Source organism: Propionivibrio sp. (assembly GCF_049316945.1).
Taxonomy (GTDB): domain Bacteria; phylum Pseudomonadota; class Gammaproteobacteria; order Burkholderiales; family Rhodocyclaceae; genus Propionivibrio.
This window is the reverse complement of record NZ_JBMOJE010000320.1, coordinates 1-2,378: the sequence shown is the minus strand read 5'-3', so window position 1 is coordinate 2,378 and position 2,378 is coordinate 1. Positions and strand designations below refer to the sequence as shown.

The window sequence follows — 2,378 nt, the reverse complement described above, 5'->3', positions numbered from 1 at the left end:
ATTTCAGTCATGCCAGTTTCCCCTCTTGCACAATTGCATATCGATAGACAAAATTGTTTGTTGGCGATCCTGGCCGACCCACGTACCATGAGCCACATTCCACGTACTCCTGCAACCGAAAGTCTTAGCATGAAATCCAAGCTCTTGAACTCGCTCAAAACGGCGTTTTCCGCCCTCCTCGCTGCGTCAATCGCAAGCCTCTGTTTCGGAACCGCACATGCTGCCGACCCCTATCCGTCCAAGCCGGTGCGAATCGTCTACCCGTTTTCACCTGGCGGCGGCATGGAGGTTGTGATGCGGGTTCTGGCGCAGAACATGCAACTCTCGACAGGGCAACCGTTCCTGATTGATAACCGAACCGGCGCAGGTGGTGCCATTGCGGCGCAGGCGGCGGCGACGGCAGCACCTGACGGCTACACGCTACTCGTAGTTCCGACTGGCATTATGTCCATCACCCCACACCTGAGAAAGCTTCCCTACGACACAGAGAAGGATCTGATTCCGGTTGCACGTCTGAGTGAATTCAAGGGCGTGCTGGTTGTCGGCACCCAGGTCCCAGCCAACAATGTGCAGGAATTCATCGCCTACGCCAAGGCACACCCGGGCAAGATCAACTACGCAACATCCGGAGTCGGGTCACAGGGGCATTTGAACGGAGAGACGCTGCAACGTGGCTGGGGCATTCAAATGACGCACATCCCGTACAAGGGTGCTGCCGACATGGTCAGTGACTTGCTGGCGAACCGACTGGACATGGTGGCCGATGTGACCATGCTTCAGTATGTCAAGCAGGGCAAGGCCAAGTTGCTTGGTGTCTTTGGAGACAAGCGCCTGGACGATTTTCCGGATGTGCCTGCGGTAGGCGAATTGCCTGTGCCACAGGTCAATCGTGAGGGCACCTGGTTCGGTGCCTTTGCGCCCAAGGGGACGCCACCAGAGATCGTTGACAAACTCGCCACAGAATTTGAAAAGGCCCTCAAGCATCCGGATGTGGCGACCAGAATGCGGCCCTTCGCGATCTCTGCGGCCTTCCTTGGCCCCAAGGACTTCCGCAAAGTCTGGGAGAACGATTACAGCGTTTACGGCAAGGTCATCAAGGATCTGAATATCAAGACGGAATAGACGGATACTTGCCATGACAACCAGTATCGAAGACATCCTCAATCCCAGGTCGATAGCGATTCTCGGTGCATCCGATGATCTCTCCAAATGGGGTGGCAGCATGCTGGCTCTGCTGCAGAAATTTGGTTTTTCCGGCTCTATCTACCCTGTCAATCCACGCAGCGACCGGGTCCAGGGCATCCCCGCCTTCGCGTCGGTAACAGCCATTGGACAGGTGGTTGATGTAGCTTTGTTTGCAGTTCCGCACGAACGCGCCATTGACGCCCTCCATGATTGCGCCAAGGCTGGGGTCAAGGCGATCCTGATGGTCACCTCGCAGTTTGCAGAATCCGGCGCCGCCGGTCAACAATTGCAAGACGCGCTGATGCAGATTGCGCGCAGCGCCGGCATACGGATCATCGGTCCGAACTGCATGGGCTATTTCCATAGCCATGCCAATCTGTGTCTGCTCAACTCACAGGCGTTGATGCGAAACGCGACCCTCATCAAGGGCAATATCGCCCTGATTAGCCAGAGCGGGGCGCTGGCCGGGGCCATGCTGGCCAGGGCCTACGACCTGGGTTCGGGTTTTAGCCTTTGCGTGTCTTTGGGCAACCAGGCCGATCTGGAGGTCTGCGACTTCCTGGAGTACGCAGTCGCCGATCGCCACACGCATGTGATTTCCCTGTACGTTGAAGGGCTGAAGAACCCTCAGCGTTTTCTCGAATTGCTGCGCAGCGCGCGTTCCGTGGGCAAGCCAGTGCTGCTGGTGAAAGCAGGCAGAACTGACTCTGGACGGCGTGCCGTGCAGTCACATACAGCGAGTATGGCGGGTCCCTACCAAGCGTTTGAGGCGGCGGTACGTTACGAGGGAGCTGTGCTGGTAGATGACTATTTGGAACTCGTAACCCAGGCCGCCGCCTGGGCGACGCTGGCTGCACCGAGTTGCAAGCAGATTGCTGTATTTTCCGGCTCAGGTGGCGGTGGTGCAGTGGCATCAGATCTGATCGGCGAAGCGGGACTGCAAGTGGCCACTCTGTCTGATGCGACCGTTGAAAAGCTGGCGCCACTGGTGCCGCAAAGCGTTGCCCACCTGCCCTTTGACCTTGGCGCGGTACCGGCATCCGACCGGATGCGGGACCCGCAATGGTTGTATCAGGTACTGAGTCAAATGATGGCCGATCCGAATGTCGGTGCAGGCATTTTTGTGATGACTACGCAGCCCGATATGGTTGGGGCGGCACAAGTCGTGATTGACCTGAACAAGAGCGGCACCA

Annotated in this window: 2 protein-coding genes; both read left to right on the top strand. The window is 57.5% G+C overall.

Features of this window, described 5'->3' with window-relative positions; genetic code table 11:
* Positions 1-129: 129 nt before the first annotated feature.
* Positions 130-1,122 carry a Bug family tripartite tricarboxylate transporter substrate binding protein gene (locus ACOYNV_RS27555; RefSeq protein WP_422903018.1) on the top strand — a complete coding sequence of 331 codons (993 nt, stop codon included), beginning with the start codon at positions 130-132 and terminating at the stop codon, positions 1,120-1,122.
* Positions 1,123-1,135: 13 nt separating this feature from the next.
* Positions 1,136-2,378, top strand: a 1,243-nt coding sequence (locus ACOYNV_RS27550; protein WP_422903017.1) for a CoA-binding protein, incomplete at its 3' end; no start/stop codon positions are given.

Excerpts from the sequence above, each read along its gene's own strand:
- ACOYNV_RS27555 (WP_422903018.1), top strand. The coding sequence starts at position 130 with ATGAAATCCAAGCTCTTGAACTCGCTCAAAACGGCGTTTTCCGCCCTC.